Annotated in this window: 21 protein-coding genes; all 21 read right to left on the bottom strand. The window is 39.1% G+C overall.

Annotated features, from left to right (window positions below):
* Nucleotides 1–2: 2 nt before the first annotated feature.
* Nucleotides 3–365, bottom strand: a complete 363-nt coding sequence (locus tag LDL57_RS02095; RefSeq protein ID WP_202881801.1) for a hypothetical protein — start codon at nucleotides 363–365, stop codon at nucleotides 3–5.
* Between the two features lie 255 nt (nucleotides 366–620).
* Nucleotides 621–4,238 (bottom strand): type III secretion system effector BopA family protein, encoded by a 3,618-nt coding sequence (locus tag LDL57_RS02090; RefSeq protein WP_180558986.1) that lies wholly within the window; start codon nucleotides 4,236–4,238, stop codon nucleotides 621–623.
* An 8-nt stretch (nucleotides 4,239–4,246) separates the two neighbouring features.
* Nucleotides 4,247–4,645, bottom strand: a complete 399-nt coding sequence (locus LDL57_RS02085; RefSeq protein WP_180558985.1) for a CesT family type III secretion system chaperone — start codon at nucleotides 4,643–4,645, stop codon at nucleotides 4,247–4,249.
* Nucleotides 4,646–4,657: 12 nt separating this feature from the next.
* Nucleotides 4,658–5,683 (bottom strand): HrpJ domain-containing protein, encoded by a 1,026-nt coding sequence (locus tag LDL57_RS02080; protein ID WP_180558984.1) that lies wholly within the window; start codon nucleotides 5,681–5,683, stop codon nucleotides 4,658–4,660.
* Nucleotides 5,673–6,344: a hypothetical protein gene (locus LDL57_RS02075; RefSeq protein ID WP_180558983.1), complete on the bottom strand. Its 672-nt coding sequence runs from the start codon at nucleotides 6,342–6,344 to the stop codon at nucleotides 5,673–5,675. The genes LDL57_RS02080 and LDL57_RS02075 overlap by 11 nt, the downstream gene beginning before the upstream one ends.
* Nucleotides 6,341–6,925 (bottom strand): type III secretion system domain-containing protein, encoded by a 585-nt coding sequence (locus LDL57_RS02070; protein WP_225506906.1) that lies wholly within the window; start codon nucleotides 6,923–6,925, stop codon nucleotides 6,341–6,343. Before LDL57_RS02070 ends, LDL57_RS02075 begins: the two co-directional genes overlap by 4 nt.
* Complete coding sequence (gene sctJ, locus LDL57_RS02065) at nucleotides 6,925–7,659, bottom strand: type III secretion system inner membrane ring lipoprotein SctJ (RefSeq protein WP_180558981.1); 735 nt, start codon at nucleotides 7,657–7,659, stop codon at nucleotides 6,925–6,927. Before sctJ ends, LDL57_RS02070 begins: the two co-directional genes overlap by 1 nt.
* Entirely contained in the window at nucleotides 7,656–7,955 is a 300-nt protein-coding gene (sctI, locus tag LDL57_RS02060; RefSeq protein ID WP_180558980.1) for a type III secretion system inner rod subunit SctI, read from the bottom strand. Before sctI ends, sctJ begins: the two co-directional genes overlap by 4 nt.
* Nucleotides 7,945–8,250, bottom strand: coding sequence for an EscG/YscG/SsaH family type III secretion system needle protein co-chaperone (locus LDL57_RS02055; RefSeq protein WP_180558979.1), 306 nt, complete (start codon nucleotides 8,248–8,250; stop codon nucleotides 7,945–7,947). The genes sctI and LDL57_RS02055 overlap by 11 nt, the downstream gene beginning before the upstream one ends.
* Entirely contained in the window at nucleotides 8,247–8,462 is a 216-nt protein-coding gene (gene sctF / locus LDL57_RS02050; protein WP_032114489.1) for a type III secretion system needle filament subunit SctF, read from the bottom strand. The genes LDL57_RS02055 and sctF overlap by 4 nt, the downstream gene beginning before the upstream one ends.
* A gap of 665 nt (nucleotides 8,463–9,127) precedes the next feature.
* The gene (locus LDL57_RS02045) at nucleotides 9,128–10,081 is read right to left on the bottom strand and encodes a hypothetical protein (RefSeq protein ID WP_225506905.1); all 954 of its coding nucleotides are present in this window, start codon (nucleotides 10,079–10,081) and stop codon (nucleotides 9,128–9,130) included.
* Nucleotides 10,082–10,111: 30 nt separating this feature from the next.
* A complete protein-coding gene (locus LDL57_RS02040; protein ID WP_180558977.1) occupies nucleotides 10,112–10,588 on the bottom strand; it encodes a type III secretion protein in 477 nt (158 codons plus the stop codon).
* 105 nt (nucleotides 10,589–10,693) lie between these two features.
* Nucleotides 10,694–11,290 (bottom strand): type III secretion system translocon protein SseD, encoded by a 597-nt coding sequence (gene sseD, locus LDL57_RS02035; RefSeq protein ID WP_180558976.1) that lies wholly within the window; start codon nucleotides 11,288–11,290, stop codon nucleotides 10,694–10,696.
* 356 nt (nucleotides 11,291–11,646) lie between these two features.
* Complete coding sequence (gene sctE / locus LDL57_RS02030; protein ID WP_225506903.1) at nucleotides 11,647–13,086, bottom strand: type III secretion system translocon subunit SseC family protein; 1,440 nt, start codon at nucleotides 13,084–13,086, stop codon at nucleotides 11,647–11,649.
* Nucleotides 13,079–13,552 carry a SycD/LcrH family type III secretion system chaperone gene (locus LDL57_RS02025; protein WP_180558974.1) on the bottom strand — a complete coding sequence of 158 codons (474 nt, stop codon included), beginning with the start codon at nucleotides 13,550–13,552 and terminating at the stop codon, nucleotides 13,079–13,081. Before LDL57_RS02025 ends, sctE begins: the two co-directional genes overlap by 8 nt.
* Nucleotides 13,553–13,562: 10 nt before the next feature.
* Nucleotides 13,563–13,796, bottom strand: coding sequence for a hypothetical protein (locus tag LDL57_RS02020; RefSeq protein WP_202881800.1), 234 nt, complete (start codon nucleotides 13,794–13,796; stop codon nucleotides 13,563–13,565).
* 18 nt (nucleotides 13,797–13,814) lie between these two features.
* A complete protein-coding gene (locus tag LDL57_RS02015; RefSeq protein WP_225506902.1) occupies nucleotides 13,815–14,354 on the bottom strand; it encodes a hypothetical protein in 540 nt (179 codons plus the stop codon).
* A gap of 58 nt (nucleotides 14,355–14,412) precedes the next feature.
* The gene (sseB, locus tag LDL57_RS02010; RefSeq protein WP_180558973.1) at nucleotides 14,413–14,979 is read right to left on the bottom strand and encodes a type III secretion system translocon protein SseB; all 567 of its coding nucleotides are present in this window, start codon (nucleotides 14,977–14,979) and stop codon (nucleotides 14,413–14,415) included.
* 16 nt (nucleotides 14,980–14,995) lie between these two features.
* Complete coding sequence (locus tag LDL57_RS02005; RefSeq protein ID WP_225506900.1) at nucleotides 14,996–15,352, bottom strand: hypothetical protein; 357 nt, start codon at nucleotides 15,350–15,352, stop codon at nucleotides 14,996–14,998.
* Between the two features lie 101 nt (nucleotides 15,353–15,453).
* Nucleotides 15,454–15,651: a hypothetical protein gene (locus LDL57_RS02000; protein WP_180558971.1), complete on the bottom strand. Its 198-nt coding sequence runs from the start codon at nucleotides 15,649–15,651 to the stop codon at nucleotides 15,454–15,456.
* An 8-nt stretch (nucleotides 15,652–15,659) separates the two neighbouring features.
* On the bottom strand, nucleotides 15,660–16,865 hold the full coding sequence (gene sctD / locus LDL57_RS01995) for a type III secretion system inner membrane ring subunit SctD (protein ID WP_180558970.1): 1,206 nt from the start codon (nucleotides 16,863–16,865) through the stop codon (nucleotides 15,660–15,662).

The raw sequence follows: 16,865 nt of genomic DNA, 5'->3' as shown, positions 1-16,865 counted from the left end.
TATTAGGCGGCTCCTTTAGGTAACTGAGAAAGAAATTGACGCTGTCTTTGACACAAACGAAATAAAAAAAGACCATCACTCTCCTTTGGGCACCATCCGCTCACATAAGCTCGGTGGCGAATAATAAATACTCGCTGCGGGATCCCCCAAAACCGCTCAGGTTGATTAATTTTTAATGCATGTAGAAGATCAAAATCACCCTCTTTTAATAACCAACTGGTCATAAGAATACGCTCTTCAATAATTTCAATACGCAGACCAAAAGGTGGCCAGTGGCATTCAATTGCCGTTGAAATTTCGACTTTCCTGTGATTGAACAAAGAAAAAAAATGTTCAAGATTACGAGCCAGTTGCAATTTCATCATCTTCCCTCTTTACTATTTATTAAGCATGCAAGAGGAAGCTCTGGCTTCGTATCAGGTAAATACCTGAAATGACCCCATGGCAAGCAAAATGAATTTTGCGCCAAGCGGGTTAAAATTAACGAAAAAATATTTATGGGCGCAATACAACGAGTAACATGCGCCAGCAGGTTCAATTAAATTAATAAGTTATACTAAATTACGCCAATCGATAACCATTTCAGGCGGCTAGACGAGTTTTAGATACCCTTGACAAAATCAGGCGGCAACAAGTCCAGATTGGACAAGTACCTCATCAATATCATTTAAACACTTTATTAACTCCTGACCATCGATCTCTTGCCAATCGTTTAATTGTTGGGCCACCTTATTGACTAATTCAGCGCGCTGTTTTTGCTGATTGATGGCTATTTTCTGCTGTTCTTCACGTCCCCAATTTTCTAGTTGTCGCATAAAAGATTGTGTTTGATTCTGCTTAGCTACTTGCTTAAGTGAAATCTTTTTTTCAATATCGGCTACCTGAACATCTAAATGTTCAGCAACGGTTTTGCCCTGATATTGTTTGTTAATAAATTGCTGTAACGCGTCCTGGATACGCTGTTCGGTCATTTTATCCTGCGCATATTCATATGCCTGACGCAAACCCAGGAAGTCGCTATTTTTTAGTAAACTTAACCCACTATAGCCAAAGTAACCACCTACTATCGCAGCTAACAATGCACTTATGCCTAATACGGCTAACCCTACTCCGCCAGTTCCTACAGTGAATATTAATGCAGCCGTCGCAACGGTAGCTGCAATGGCGGCTGGCCCCACAATTGCTGCGACACTAAATAATTTTGCTTTAACATCCATTTTCTGCCAAAAATTAGTGGTATCTTGCCACCAACGGCGCAGAGTTCCGACTTTATTGGTTTCGAAACAATCGCGGCCTAAGGTACCGATATCTTGTAGTAACTGGCGTTTCATCATATAACTCATGACCGAAGCCGCACGTTGCTGAAAACTACCCTGTTCACGAATGCCAAGCATCAGGGCATTAACCATTACTTCGGTATTACGATGGGCTGATACGGTTGAGGCTATTTTCTGTTCCACCCAAGTTTGGACAAAGCCACCTATCATACCGGTTGCCCAACCAGCACCCAAAAGTGTTGCTACTGAGCTTATTAAACCACTATGAACGCCGCCTTTTATACCGCCAGCAAGGTAAGGTAATAAATGGGTAAAATGCAATAGTGCGATCATTTCCGGTGTCATTGAGTATGATGGCTGTAAGGGAAGTAGCTCTCTGGTACCCTGCAAAATATCTTTAACTTGATTTTCTACCGTCGCACTTTGCCAAACCGAATTAACAGCAGTAGCAAGATCAGCACCAAACCAACCGCTATTGCCAGTAATAATTTGATAAGCATGGGTAATATTCTTGGCTAGCGCTTGTGATTCCATCGGATGTGCCATTACCCAGCGATGCAAATCCCTAAAAGCCGCCAAAATCTCCTGATACTTATTAGTATCCAACGATTTGAAAAATATAGACGGGTTGAGTATTTGAAACAACTCTTGATAAGCTTCCCTCAACGTTTGCATACCATTTTTAGCCAGTTGGTGCTGTAAAATCAAGGTGTTCAAATCAGGTCTAAATTCACCTAACCATCCTCCCCATTCACCGGTAATATTTTGCACCACCCAATGTCGCCATGCCTGGACATTATAGTAATCGCCCTGCTCTGGATAGCCCTCAATTTTATTTGCCTGCCTATCAAAACGAACGAGTAACAGCAAAGCTGCCTGATACTCCTCATCTAGCTTAACTATACCTTGATCAATTTCTTGTAATTGACTGTTATCTAAGGAGGATCCCTGCTGCAATAGTTTTTCAGTTAACCTCTCTTTTTGCACACTAAGAGCATACATAGCTAAGTCAAGTTGCTGTAACTGAGGTAAAAAAGCCAGATAACCTTGTTTATTCAGCTGCCTTACTTGCTGCAAAGTAATATCTTGTAATTTTTGCAATTGATCAACATATTGCTCATGTTGCTCATATTGCTGTTTTACACTTTGCCAAAACCTTACCGCATCCTGTAATAAACTTAAATGCTGCTTCTGCTCGCTAATTTGTTTCAGCTCTTCTACAAAACGGCTGCGCACTTTACCTATATTTAAGCTATCAGTCAGAGATTGTAATTCGTTATGATAAGCCGTTAGTGCCGAGATCTTTTTAGTTAAAAAAGGCAAATACCGCTCAGGTGATGCCATTAACCGAGATGTCAATACACGTTGTTCCACATCATAATGGAAATTGATAGCAGAATGGCCACTTTCTCTATCATACAACTCTTCAAATCGATAGGCTTTATCTTGTGCAGCGAGCACTTTTCTCGCCAAAACAACCCATTTTTCTTCATTGGCTAATTGCTGAATATCAACTTCACATCCTGGCTCTATCTCTAAATTATCGATATTTACCGCTCCATAAGCAATAACGGTTTTATCTAGCATGCTACAACGCTCACCACTAATGCCAATTAGCATTGCTGCTACATACTGTTCATGTAAGTAGCTCTCTTCTCCGGCCCTATTTAACCAACTGCTTAAAAGCGCTGCTTGGCTACGAACCTTACTCTGTTTGTCATCAAATCCCAGGCGTTGTTTAAGAACCGATTTATTTTCTTTTACCTGGGTTAAACTTCTTGTTAGTACTCGAATTAATTGCTGATAAATACCAGACTGAATTTTATCTTTTTCTTCTTTAAAAGGAATTGCAACCTGGCCAGCTAATGCCGGCCGTTCGCTGGCTAAAATAGCCACTAAAGTGGTCAGTTCAGATGATGAAGGTAATGGTAATTCAGCGTTCGCCCAAAATTCAGTCAATTGTAGTTGCCAGTCATTTACTGAGGGTACCTGATCAAACATTTCAATCAGCTGATGGCTGAGTAGTAAGACCGATTCCGAGGCTGAATTCCTAAGTTCATCAGGTAAACTGACAAAACGGGCATTGATGATCTGCCGCTTTATCACTGTCTGCTGCCAAAATTCAGGTAACATTGCCAACTGGCCAGCCACTGCCGCAATGTGCTCTTTCTGCACTAAAACTTGCTCCAATAATGAAGTTAGATGAACTTGTTGCGATGAAGGAACCGTAAGACAACATTGTTCAATCTCATCTAGGGCTTGCCGATAAAGATCAAGATATCTTTTTAATTTGCTATAAAGATCTGAAAATTCATCACCCGGATAGCGTAGATCAGTTAAAGCTAACAAACGTGCAGAGGCACTTTGATATTCATTTTTTTCAACCAGTTTATGATAGTCAGCAATAGCTTGTTGCACTTTTTGAATATTTTTATCTTCCCAATAAAACCAATTACCAAATTTAGGTATGCTAGTCGGAATTGGTAACTGGGCGGGTCCACCTTGATTGACTAGTTCTTTTATTGCATTACTAAACTGGATCAGTGAAAAGATTTTATTATTAATATTTTCAGCTTGATGATCAGACATTGAATGCGCTTGACTCATCGCTAACAACATAGATTGGGGAATAAATTCTATTTTATGGGCAGCCAGTGGTGTCTTTGGTGATAAATCTAGTCTCGGGAGTGTTTGTACTGCGGTAGCCAAACCATACCTTTCCGCTAATGAGCGTAAGAACACGGTTAATTTCTCTTGAACTGTTATATTAAGGCGGGCAACATAGGTCCGAATCGCATTTTCATTTTTCAGAAAAGGTAGTTTAGCTAATGTACTTAACAAACGGTCATTAAAACTCATTTGAGCATGAACCAAACTTGAACTACCTTGATCCTGTTGGCCTGATATCAAACAAGGATCAGTCCACAAATTTTTTGCAAATCTATCCAATTCAATCGTCATATAACAACCTATATTATTAGCTCCGGACACTGACTAAACTCACGGTAAAGTGCTTCATAGCAAATTGTCGCACGTTCAAACCAGACTAATAGTTCTTCACCACTAGCAGGAACCGGCCAATTTACTGCATATAATAAGGTTTGTTGCACTGAATCATAACCTACCGCACCATCATTATTTTCAACCAGTTGCATATTGTGGTGCATACAATTAATGAATAGTAAGTGTGCTTTTTGCGCATCAATCTGTCCCAAAAAACCATATAATTGCCAATAAGTTCCTTTAGCATGGATAGACATCATCAATTGATTATCAAGTAATAAAGTGCACTGATCACTCTCATCCCATACTAAAGGTAGGCCTAATAATTGACCAAAACGAGCAAGTACACTATCTTCTTTACGCATTTCTCCTCTCCTTTAAACAGCATACTCATCATTCCACTGTTCAAGCAGTTGTAACATGACTTCTTGAATATGCTCTTTTTGTTCTGGATCGCGATAACAAGCTTCACTCATGACCACCATAATTTCACGCCATTTACGTAAAAAAATTAAACGTTGCAAGATTGTTAATGGCAATTTTATTATCAACTGCGCTAATGCCTCAGGATAGATCCAACCTTGCTCTAATAATTCAATACTGACTTCTGCAACAGTATCATTGGCTAAATTGAGCGTGCGCGACAAAGAAGCACAGTGCTCAGAAAAAGCTAAAAACAGCCATAAGCGACGTAAATCATCAATCGTAGTTACCAATTTAGTCATATCTAACTGTTCATGACTCACTAGAGGCTCCGATATGGCACGAATTAATAATTGAATAGTCCGTCTTCGATCTTCATGTTGTTGTAATAATTTAAACCAATGACTTAACCCTTTTTCTCCACGGGCAGCATGTTGATAGAGTTGCCGAAAAGCTTGCAAACGTGAAGTATCAATCACCATACCTTGACTAGCCGCAATTAACGCTAGCTCAATATCTTCTTCGGCTAACAGTGACATTAAAAACTGTTTGATTTTCGAACGTTCAGATAAGGCTAAACTTGTCATACCCTGCAATATTGCTAACAAAAAAATTAGCTGTCCTTTGTCTAAGGCAAACTGAGGAATTTGCTGTAAAATTTTATCGCCATCTTTAAAGGAAAGAAGTTGTTTAGCAATTTGCTCTATAGCTCCTCGTTGCTTTTCGTCTAGTTGCTGTAAGAGTTTTTCTACGCCATTAAATAATGCACTTTGCTTTTTATTGGCATCAGCTATTTTTTTCATTACTTGGCTTAGTCCTAAGCTTAAACCTTCTAACGTTTCTTCCAGCGCTTCAGCTCGGACTTCCGCTAAGGCAATACTGGCTTGCATTGCCGTACTCTCTGCTGGGATAAAACTTGTCGCCTGCTTGCTCTCTTGCAGAGATTGAAAATTGAGATAATCCGCTTGATCAATTCGCATCACAAGTTCCTCTCAAATGCGTTTTATTCATCGTAGGAACACAAGTTTCTAGTAGCCTTTCCAGGTGTTCATATAAATCAAAGCGTAATGTCATACAACTTGAACTTAGTTCTGCTTGCCATGGTGCAAAATCAGAACGGATCCTAATTTGTATTTGTTCAGCAAATATTTTACGCAAGGCATCTGCCTGTTCTGGTGAAACACTCAGGACCAAACTTTGTTTAGTGGTTGCTTCACCAATATGCTCAGTGATCTGGTTAATAAGATTTTCACTAATATTTTGTTTTTGGCACCAGGCTTTGAGAACTAATTTTACTTGTTGACCGATCCGTTCCTGTAAGACGATGACTAAGTGTTTTTCCAACTCTGCCTGTTCAACCAGCCAATTGATACTTTCTGCCACTATTTCTTGCTGTAATTGTGTTCGCCACGCTTTTTCTTGCTGCTTAACGGCTATCTCTGCTTCAGCAACAATTTGTTGTGCTGCCTGCCGAAGCGCATCACACTCTTGCCTTACTTTATCTGCATATTGCTTAATACGTTGTTTGGCTTTCTGCTCCCGTCTGCATTCAGCCAAACCTTGCTGAATTTCTTCAGGTGTGATTTCCAATGTTTGCTTTAAGAGCTCACACTCTTTAACTAACACTAAAAAACCATTCATAAGAAACGCTCCAAACGAAATAACCAGCGAACAGCCTGTTCAATTTGTTGTTGCGAACAGAGCATTTGCTCCTCTAATGGAGCAAAATACCAGGCTAAAAGCAGTGCAAAATCATCTCCCTGCCAATAATGAGAGAAAACATTTAAGGCATATAGGTGTGCCTGCTCAAGGAACTCGTCAACTAACCAGGGTACCGCAACCGTGTGGCACTCGGTCGGCCATAAAGCAATTAGTTGCTTTATCTGTTCCTGACTTAATAAGGTCGCTAAACGTGACCTATAAGCGCTATCCCATAAATAGTCAGGAGAGGGATTACAAACTAATCCAACAACAGTAAATAAAAATGGCTTTTGGGTTAATAATAAAAGCCAGGTCTGCATATTTTCCGCTACTTGACGATATAAAGTAGGCTGAACTCCTAATCGATTAAGTATCAATTTATCTAAGCGGCGTTTTAATTCATTACTAGTTGGGTAGCGAGACTGCCATTCATTAAGCCCAAGCCATTGCCACCATTTAGCATGCATGATCTCACCTGGATGGAATAATAAATAATTAAATCTCACTGCCAATTCAGTCATTAAGATTTATCCTTACGACGTCCAAATATCACTGCGGCAAACACGACAATAAATATTGCGGTAAAAGTTAATAAAATTAACGTCTTATTGGCTACAATGTAATTTTGTAGATATTGCCATTGCTGATTAGTTTGAATTTTCTGGGGTTGATAACGGAATTCTGCCGGTTGCAAAAACAAACTAATTTTATCGGATTGCAAACCGGATATCGCATTCTTGATTAAATTGCGAATTTGCGCTTCAACCCCACTCATATTGACTTCTGGTGAATATTTAATGTAAACCGCTACCGACTTTTCAGGCGTGCTATTATCAATATTACTGTCACTATTATCCGCCTGAGCAATAGAGACTCGTGCACTAATGACCCCATCCATACTTGATAGCGTACGCTCAAGTTGTTGTTCTTTAAGATAACGCATTTTTGCTTCTTCTTGCGCAGGAGAAGAAACTAATTGACCCGCTGGAAAGAGATCCTCAATACCGACATATTGCGTTTTGGGGTAACCATTTTGCCTAAGTATTTCCACTGCATCGATGAACTTATCTTTTTCGATTTGCAATGTCACTTTGCCGGTTTTACTATCAATTTCAGAATTAACATCAATGTGATTTAACATCAATAATGCAACCATCTGATTAGCTTCATCTTGAGGCAAATTTCGGTATAATTCGACCTTACATCCAGTCAAGAACAACACTAATATTAAACATAAATACTTTAAGTATTTCATTGCATTGTCACTAATTTATTGATCGATTGGGCAAGACTGCCTGCCGTTTTAGCTGCCATATCCACTTCAAGAACAGCTTTCACTATCATTGCTTGTCCTTGAACGGCTTGGGTAGGAGACAGCGCCTGCGCCGTCGGCTCGACAGTTGATGGTAGAACGGTTCCTAATGCTGCAGTTTGCCCTTGACCGTGTTGCATTAATTGATTGAATTTTTCAACTAACTGGCTATCTGGATTAACCGCTTCTGTCGTTTGACTCTTCACTAAATTGATAGGGGCTACCGCTTTAATGTCCATTTTCATCTCCCGCTAATAAAGTAAAAATTTGCGATTGATTGACCATGTCAGCAGGCGAAGAGAATAAGCAACGCAATCCTTCCGCTTGATTACTTTTCATGCCGGTTAACGAACGTATTGCGGCATTATTTTCACCTAACGCAAAGTAGACTAAACTGCTACATAGCGCACGCGCATCTTCGTCGGCAATCAATTCAGGAAAGGCAGCTAAAATGGCATAAGCCTGTTTTATTAATCCATGGTTGGCAGCGGCAAGTGCAATCTCTACCAATAATTGTTTATCTTCTCTTTTCATATTTTGGCAATAATCCCTTGTATCATGTCTTTAACCACTTTGATCAAAGCGCTTTCGTAACCGATAAAATTGGAATATTGCTGTACCGCAAACTGCATCTGTAGCATCTGATCAGGATTACTTGGATCAGCGTTGGCAATTTTACTTTTAATATCACCAGCAGCATTAGCAGATAGTTGCGATAATTGGTTGATGATAGCATTGAAATCCATAATTTTACCCTAACGTCAAATTAAGCATTGTTTGCCAGACTTTAGCCATTTCATTTTTGAGGTATCAATAAAAATGGCAGTAGATACTTATTAACCAACGATATAAACAATGCTATTTCACTTGATCAAAACATTTAACGATATATTAGTACTTAAAATTTTGTTAAAACCAAAAGACCTATACAGCGTTATCCCTGATTAATATTTCGAGTGTGTTATTGTTATTTAATGATTTATTTCTGTATTATTGCTTTCTTTCCTATTACATAGTTTGGTGGTTAATAATCATTTTTTATATCCGGTATTCACCTGAAATAAGAAAAAACAAACGAGTTATTATGTAGAATTACATTTAATAGCGGGAGTATTGATAATTAGATATAACTAAACTGAATATAATAGCTAAATTGGATATAACGAATTAGATTTATCGTTAGATGATAAAAATAAATTAACATTTAAATATAATTAGGAAAAATTAATATATTTATTAAACTAAAAACAAGGATATGTTTTGAAAAAATTAACGGGTTGCAACGGAACCGGTTAATTTTTATGGTTAACAGATTATCTGCTAAATTAGCAACATGAAATCTAAATATTACAAAATAATATAGTGACTCTTAATTATTATTTTCTAAACAATGATAACATTTGCAGGTATTTTATTTTACATAACCAACTTTTTTCTTTAGCCATTTAAGTTCATGCTCCAATTGACGATTTCTTTGCTCTAAATTGGCCAAATCTGCTTGATATTGTTGCTCTCTATGTTCTCTGTGTTGCAGCTCAAGCCCATCGTGCATGCTTTTCAATTTGCTTATTTTTTGCTGCTGTTGTGCATGCTGTTCCTGTAGCAGATTTTTTTTCTCAACCGCATTATCCAAAGCCACAGACGCCGTCCTTGAAGTAAATGCATCGACACTGTTACTCACCAATTTAGTGGCTGAGAAAGTACTACTCAACGCACCCAATGTTGCTGTTGTGACCGCACCGCCCGAACATAGTGTACCGACAACTAAGCCTGAACGTAAAAAAGCAGAGGTATATTTAGCCCAGTTCTCAGCGCTGTCATTTGTCATACCTGCCCTATTGAGCAGTCGATAGACACCATTAGCTATGGCATCAGCTCCTAACTTCAATCCTTCACCGCCCTTGGCTTCACTATGCCAATTGGCGTAAGCACATCCAGCATCAGCAACCGCCAAACCAAATGTAATACTTGAACCAACCAGTAATGGCATTGTTGCGCCGGCAGTAAATAGGGTAGCTGCAATTGAAAGCCCTAAACCAACGCCTGCGATCCCCACATTTAATAGTTCTTTAAAAAATGAACGCTTAGCAATTTCAACACCTTGCTGCTTAGCTTCATCATAGTATTGCTTAGATTGATTAATTTGCTGTTCAATTTCTGGTTTTAGATCCAACGGTTTACTTGCCTGAACCTCACCTTTTGGCACCGCCAGATCTAACCACTCAGACACATTATTTGCTTGTGTAAGTGGTACCTGGTTAATATTGAACTGCCTTGCCGGAGCTGATGGTTTGTTTGGCGATTGAGCCAGATCTAGGTAAGCTAGTGCTGCTGTGCTAGGATCAATAGTATTATCATATGGCATAAAATACCCTCCTATTAGTCATGAAAGTCACTATAGAACTTCATCTAACAATGTCTGTGCAAGTCTACGTATATCAGGTTGTATTGGTGCAATAAAACTCTGCTCTATTGATGTCTGTAGTGCATCAATAGCCTCTCTAGTTTGCTCAATTGCCAGATAGCATTGAGCAATACGAAAAGTCACTCCCGCATCTCTCGCATCAAGTAAACTGGCATAGCCATAAAACACTAATGCATACGGATATTGTTCTAGTGCGTGTAATGTAGAAGCCAAGCCGATTAGATATTTTCTTTCGCAAGGCTGATACATTACCAAATAAGTAAAAGCAGTTAATGCCGGCGACAATTGCAGTTCTTGATAGGCATCGACCGCTTGTTGGTAAGTCGCATTTAATATCTCGTTTGAGATGTCTGGTTGTTTTTGTTGTTCTGTTTGCGGTTGAGTCAATGCCTGTTCAATGATGGCGATTAATTGCGCTAGCGTCCCCCCCTGGTTGGTATTTGTCATAATCATCTTGGGCCAAAGCCTCACTTAATTAAAACCGCTCAATAGCCTATTTTGAGCGGTGGTTTTTTCCTTAACCGGTTAACTATGCTATTTATTAGTTAAAATTTACTTATTTACTACCGCTGAGCTAATACGCGTGTATAAGTCAACTAAATCTTTGACGATAGAACGCATCTGTTCGGATAATTGACAAGCTTTATCCCATGTGTCCTTAGTGTTTTTTGCATAGTTCTGCGCATTCATCGCTTGGAAATCACCTTCGACTTTTTCCAATTCTGCTTTTTTTGTCATTTCAGCAGAGCCTAACTGGCCACTCCCTTCCAAACCTTTACTAGTAGCTTGTCCCAAATGAGTGGCTATTTCGCCAAATTGTTTGGCAAAAACACCGCTTAGTACGCCAACCGCACCAGATACAATTTGAAATGCACCGGTTAATTTTGCCGCATCATAAGCATTTTCGATTCCTTCGCGTTTTTTATCGAGGGATGAAGTTTGTATATTCCAACCTAATTCTTGTTGCTTTTGGTTAAACTCCTGCAAAATATTGCGCAGTTTCTTTAATACTTCAGCTAACTTAATAATCAATTCATTGATCTGAGCAATAGCATCCATATTACTAACGTCATAAAGCCCACTACTACCCAAATCATCATACTTATTGACTGAAGCTGAATTGGCGGACATTAATTGAATATCACTCATAACTGCCTCCTACTAAAATTATCTGCATAGTGGGTAAATCCCCATTTCTTCGCGCGTTTTGTACTGCCTGCTTACTCACGCTGCTTGCCAGGATGCTTTTATGGTATTGTTTTATTGATCATTAAATTTCACTATCAGCGATAGTAGCGCAACAACAGTGATTATTAATTTATGATCAACTTCAATTAGCCGCTAGATTTTGCTTTTTCATCATCAATTTCAGGCTAATAATGGCTAAATCTGAATTAGAATAGCATTATCAAGCCATGCCAATTATCAAAATCCAGCTGCTTAATTACTAACTTATGGTTAGTAATCGTTAATTGAAATAACCACAGCATAAAAGTTTGCTACATCTAAACCGTTGCACTAGCAATGCGCGCTTGTAACATACCCGTTTCACTCCTCGTCTTACTTACACCCGCTAAGGTATCACTCTGCTTATCTAATAGATCTTTGATCGTTTTACCTTGCTGCTCTTTCGCTTTGTCGTACCAATCAAAACAGAATTCCATAAAATTTTGTTGCAGGATTAATGCTTCAATCTCTTTTTGTAACTTGGCTTTTTCTAGGCCAATAATACCGCTAGTCACCGTTTTACCAGCATTAGCCGTCACATATACCAAATCGAGAGAAACAAACGTACAGGCTTTGATAGCTTGTTTGATCACTTCATTACGGATTAATTTAGTGACTTGCTTAGTGAGTTCTTCTGCTGTAATTTGCACCCCTTTTTCTACTGCCTGGGTGGCTACCTTCTCAACAGATTGGGTTACCAGTGCCTGGATGGCTTCTTGACTGAAAGCTTTACTTAATGATTTAGCAATCTGTCCGCCGCGTTCAGCCACTTTTTCTAAGCCCTTCTCCACACCACTAACTAATTGTTTACCAATTTGTTCCGCGATCTGTTCAGAGACTTGCTGACCCACTTGCTGAGCAATAGTGGATATTTCTTGTGAAGAATTCTTAACCACAGCTTCAGCTAATTTTGGCGCCGCTTCTTTCATGGTTTCACCTGCTGTTTTGGCTATCGCTCTGGTGGCCGATATCGCACGTCCAGCTTGAAAAATATCTAACGCCATGGCAACAACTTCCGCACCCAATTGAACTTTACCGGCAATATCCGCGACTTCCTGACATTTGTCTTTATCAGCACCTAACAATATCGCCGTTTCAGCTGCAGCTTTGACCATTCCTGCAATGCCAGCAGTTAAATAAGATGCACCACTGGCAATTTCTAATGAACCACCAATCACATCACCAACTGCGATCCTAGCCGCGCCTTCAATCAGCTTGAGAGCACCATACACAGCCTCTACCGCGCCAACAATCCAATCAAAAATAGCAGCAAAAATACCGCCTCTTTGTGCTTTTTCCGATTGCTCAATCTGTTTGGCTAATTGCTCTTGAAACTCTTTCACCCGTTGATCACGTAAATATGCTTGGGTATCCGTCATCAATTGGCTCGCTTTCGCTGCCACATTCGCCGTATCACCAAATGTCTTTAAACTGAGGTTGGCAGCCAGTAAAATCATATCGTTAATGGAGGCCTTTTCTAACTGATTTAAGCTAGTACCGTCATCTGCTTGAAAGGCTCTCAATATGCGAGCAAAAGCCTGTTGTGCTTGTTGCTGGCTAACCACGCTATTGTTTTCATTACGCTCTACATTCAACGCAACATAGGTTGGCATAGACCACTCAGGAAGACTGGCTTTTTCAACCGGATTGCTATCATAAACATTAGGATTTTGTATATCCGCTGTATTCATGGGTGAAGTAACACTCATATTATTCATGACACATTTCCCCCATTAAATAAGCTAACTTTTGCTTGGCATTTTCTCTGACTTCTGACCATTGTTCAGCCGGTAAGCAACAGCATATCCTTAGCGCAGCACGAAAAGACTTTTCTGCATATTGCCGATTGCCAACCGCCAGATAACTAATGCCAGCAAAGTATGGACTACGAGGATCTTGTAAACGATTCATGCCCGCACGTCCAAAACAAAAAATAGCCTCTTCATGCTCATTTAGTTGTTGGCAGCAAGTCGCTAAAGCATAAACATATTCAAAATTGCTTTGATTGAGTCGCATGAGTAGGAAAAAAATTCGCTTGGCGCCCTGATAGTCGCCATAAGTCATCAGTTGCATAGCGTAGCGGTAAAGTAAATCAAGATCCTTTTGATTAACATCTGCCAAGCCACTCACCGCCCCACCTTGCTGTACAAAGTCAAGTAAAGTGGCAAAATCTTTATTATCCATTGCTTCCTCCCTACCGAATGTTTTGGGCAATCGATTTATTCATTTCTGCCAACATGGTTTGCATACTATTGATTAAACTGACTGTCACATTGTAGCCTTGCATCACTTTTTGCAATTGCAGTTGAGATTGAGAAACAAAATCGGAAGCGCGGTTTGATACGGTTTCCAGTGCCGCTTTAACCGATCCGAGTTTCCCTTGATCTAAACCACCAGCCGCCGCTAATACATCAGCAATATGTTGCATATGTTCACGGCTGATCTTTTAATAGGAACGGGATCCCACTTCAGGTAATCCCCAGATATAATCACTACAACGTTGTCCATCAACCTTAATACCATGTTCATCCATATAACGAACCACATCTTGCCAACTGGCTGATTGCATGCCATCGGCACCTGATTCAGCGATTTTTTCACGCAATTTGGCTAATAAAGCCGCAGTAGGATCATTTTGTTGTAGGAAATCATCAATCGTCATGCCATCAACGGTGACACCATGATTTCTCATATAGTCGATAACATCAGGCGGCAATTTTTCCAGCGTTTTATCGCCCTCTTTAGCAATTTTGGCGATGATTTCATCTACCCGATTAGCCATATCTTGTGCATCACGCGCCATTTCTGACTTGATTTGCATCTGGTTATATTTCAATTGCGCCATGTCAGAAAGTAAATTCATAAATGAATAGAGAACTGCGATTCCGCCAGATATAACATAATCGCCATTATTGAGATTATTGTTATTCACTTGCCCTTTATTAATAGACAAAGCCGTTTCAATGCCGCTGGTTAAATGGATCATAGCGACCTCCAACTATTTAATTTGTTTAACATTACTTATTAACGGTTAGATCTGCCTATTAACGGATATTTTGGGCAATCGATTTATTCATTTCCGCCAACATCGTTTGCATACTATTAATTAAACTAACCGTCACATTGTAGCTTTGCATCACTTTTTGCAATTGCAGCTGAGATTGAGAAACAAAATCGGAAGAGCGGTTTGATACCGTTTCCAATGCCGCTTTAACCGCTTGTAATTTACCTTGATCGAGATCTTTGCCGTTTTTTGCCAAATACTGATCGATGTTCATACCATCAACAGTAATACCATTATTGCGCATATAGTTGACAACATCATCGGGCAGTTGGCCGGTCGCTTTGTCACCTTTTTTGGAGACCTCAGCTATGATTTCATCAACCCGATTGGCCATATCCTGGGCACTACGTGATATATCTGATTTTTGCTGCATTTGTGCATATTTTTGACTAGCAATATCAGATAACAAACTCATAAATATATAGAGTACCGCAATACCGCCGGATAAGACTGAATCACCATATATTGCTGAGGTATCTTTAACCCCATTAACAGATCCAGCATTAACAGAATAATTACCTGGTGCGTTTAAGATTGGATTAGTCATAATTTAGCCCTCATAACTAAATATAAGATTTAAAAGTTTTCTTTTTTGTATTTACTGCAGTATCTGATCCTGACAATGAACTATTGCCATCATCAGGCTCATGATTAATTGATTTAAATGTTTTCTCTATAACTTTAAAATTTTCTTCAAGGGAATTAATCTTAGCAAGAATATCCTTTTGGCATTTATCAATACCTTGCGGAAATGCCTGTTCTAATTTCTTTAACTTATTTTGTGCGGTTGCATTATGGCTGGATTCTTCAGTTAATTGCTTAATTTCTTGTTGCAAAGATTCAAACTCTTTCATTTGCTCAAATAATAATGAACGACGAGAATCTAAATCCGATATTAATGCTTGAATATCATTAAACATAATTATTTCCTCTGGTTAAAAAAATTTAATAATAAAAATAAATTTATAAAAAAATAGAAAAATAAAAATAAAATAGAAAAACGTAAAAAATATATATTTATTTAATTTTGCTTTTTATATCTTTGCGCCAAAATATTAATAACCTGTTTTGCTGCTTCTACAGACTCCAATAATAACAGCGAAGATTTGGCATCATTTTGTGCTAGACTTTTTTGACAATTATTTAATTGCTGTAAATAAATTGCCTGATATTCTGGTTGCTGCTTTAAATTCTCTTCCAATTTTGTGATACATGTCATATGACCTCCTAAAAAGAAAATGGAATATGAACAGAATTACCATCGCGATTTAAATCTAATCCAGTAAAATCGATGTAACTTACAACATAACCATTGTCCAACTGGCTATTATATTTAAGTCGTATACCGTTACTTAACTCAACAAACGGTGCTTTGCTATTACCCCCATAACTGACAACCTGACCAGGCAGATAATCACTTAAATTTTCGCGCACAGGGATATTTTCAATTCGTACATCCATCTGCTGCCCTGTTGAAGCGGAAAGTGAAGCAACAAGTTGATGTATTTTCTGTTCTTTATTCTGGTCGTTCAAACCGGTGATGATGATGCTGTTTTGCCGAGATTCAACCATCAAGCCACCTAATAATCCTTTATTACGTAATGTATTGATTAATTGCTGACTAAAACCACCAACTGCATTGTTCACCTGCCAATGACGTAAGCCATTTAATTGTCCAAGCTGTTGGGTAACATTATCCCATTGCTTACCAGACTGGATCGCGCCTGAAATAAGAATATCGCCTGCTGCTTTACCGGTTGTCACTTTCGCTTGCAAATAACCATTAGCGACCAGAATTGACTGCACATTTGCCACAAGTTGATCAATACAGATAGTTTTGTCACGAAAACGAATACCACGTAATTTCAATTCATTTTCTAGTCGTGACAAAGCAATAAAATTTTTACAATAGCCACTCAATGTTAACCCACCATTACTATCCCATTGTGACTGGATTTGACCTAATTCCGGTGCCAACAGTTGCTGTTTTAACCAAATATGTGGATCAAACAGAGTACTGGACGACGGAGGTAATAACAGTACAAATAAACTTGCCAGCAAGACAAAGATTGAAAATCCGCTCCACAGTAATAAACTCCACTTGGCTTTGCGGGCAAGTTTGGTTTCAGGTAATGGGCGCCATTGTAATGATTCATCCGCTCGCCCAACCATGAAACCGATACCGGCTAGCACAATGACTTGATTTAGCGGAAATGTCATGGGGCCAGTCTGCTCCCCGCCTTCAACTAATACCGTCATGGGCTGATTAAGCGTAATACCTTGTGGCTGTACCGTCAGTGACAAAGAGGAATGACCCGTCAATGGTGCAATAATGTCACCCTCGATACCCATGGTCAGATCACCTTCAGGCAAAAATAATTCTCGCCCTTGCATCGGACCATTTAACCATAGCAATTTATAATCGCTTGCCAT

Origin of the sequence: Arsenophonus apicola, assembly GCF_020268605.1 — a bacterium.
In the GTDB taxonomy this organism is placed as follows: domain Bacteria; phylum Pseudomonadota; class Gammaproteobacteria; order Enterobacterales; family Enterobacteriaceae; genus Arsenophonus; species Arsenophonus apicola.
The sequence above is the reverse complement of the archived record's forward strand: the minus strand, read 5'-3'. Positions and strand labels throughout refer to the sequence as shown.

Excerpts from the sequence above, each read along its gene's own strand:
- LDL57_RS02095 (WP_202881801.1), bottom strand. The coding sequence starts at position 365 with ATGATGAAATTGCAACTGGCTCGTAATCTTGAACATTTTTTTTCTTTG.
- LDL57_RS02090 (WP_180558986.1), bottom strand. The coding sequence starts at position 4,238 with ATGACGATTGAATTGGATAGATTTGCAAAAAATTTGTGGACTGATCCT.
- LDL57_RS02085 (WP_180558985.1), bottom strand. The coding sequence starts at position 4,645 with ATGCGTAAAGAAGATAGTGTACTTGCTCGTTTTGGTCAATTATTAGGC.
- LDL57_RS02080 (WP_180558984.1), bottom strand. The coding sequence starts at position 5,683 with ATGCGAATTGATCAAGCGGATTATCTCAATTTTCAATCTCTGCAAGAG.
- LDL57_RS02075 (WP_180558983.1), bottom strand. The coding sequence starts at position 6,344 with ATGAATGGTTTTTTAGTGTTAGTTAAAGAGTGTGAGCTCTTAAAGCAA.
- LDL57_RS02070 (WP_225506906.1), bottom strand. The coding sequence starts at position 6,925 with ATGACTGAATTGGCAGTGAGATTTAATTATTTATTATTCCATCCAGGT.
- sctJ (WP_180558981.1), bottom strand. The coding sequence starts at position 7,659 with ATGAAATACTTAAAGTATTTATGTTTAATATTAGTGTTGTTCTTGACT.
- sctI (WP_180558980.1), bottom strand. The coding sequence starts at position 7,955 with ATGGACATTAAAGCGGTAGCCCCTATCAATTTAGTGAAGAGTCAAACG.
- LDL57_RS02055 (WP_180558979.1), bottom strand. The coding sequence starts at position 8,250 with ATGAAAAGAGAAGATAAACAATTATTGGTAGAGATTGCACTTGCCGCT.
- sctF (WP_032114489.1), bottom strand. The coding sequence starts at position 8,462 with ATGGATTTCAATGCTATCATCAACCAATTATCGCAACTATCTGCTAAT.
- LDL57_RS02045 (WP_225506905.1), bottom strand. The coding sequence starts at position 10,081 with ATGCCATATGATAATACTATTGATCCTAGCACAGCAGCACTAGCTTAC.
- LDL57_RS02040 (WP_180558977.1), bottom strand. The coding sequence starts at position 10,588 with ATGACAAATACCAACCAGGGGGGGACGCTAGCGCAATTAATCGCCATC.
- sseD (WP_180558976.1), bottom strand. The coding sequence starts at position 11,290 with ATGAGTGATATTCAATTAATGTCCGCCAATTCAGCTTCAGTCAATAAG.
- sctE (WP_225506903.1), bottom strand. The coding sequence starts at position 13,086 with ATGAATAATATGAGTGTTACTTCACCCATGAATACAGCGGATATACAA.
- LDL57_RS02025 (WP_180558974.1), bottom strand. The coding sequence starts at position 13,552 with ATGGATAATAAAGATTTTGCCACTTTACTTGACTTTGTACAGCAAGGT.
- LDL57_RS02020 (WP_202881800.1), bottom strand. The coding sequence starts at position 13,796 with ATGCAACATATTGCTGATGTATTAGCGGCGGCTGGTGGTTTAGATCAA.
- LDL57_RS02015 (WP_225506902.1), bottom strand. The coding sequence starts at position 14,354 with ATGATCCATTTAACCAGCGGCATTGAAACGGCTTTGTCTATTAATAAA.
- sseB (WP_180558973.1), bottom strand. The coding sequence starts at position 14,979 with ATGACTAATCCAATCTTAAACGCACCAGGTAATTATTCTGTTAATGCT.
- LDL57_RS02005 (WP_225506900.1), bottom strand. The coding sequence starts at position 15,352 with ATGTTTAATGATATTCAAGCATTAATATCGGATTTAGATTCTCGTCGT.
- LDL57_RS02000 (WP_180558971.1), bottom strand. The coding sequence starts at position 15,651 with ATGACATGTATCACAAAATTGGAAGAGAATTTAAAGCAGCAACCAGAA.
- sctD (WP_180558970.1), bottom strand. The coding sequence starts at position 16,865 with ATGGCAAGCGATTATAAATTGCTATGGTTAAATGGTCCGATGCAAGGG.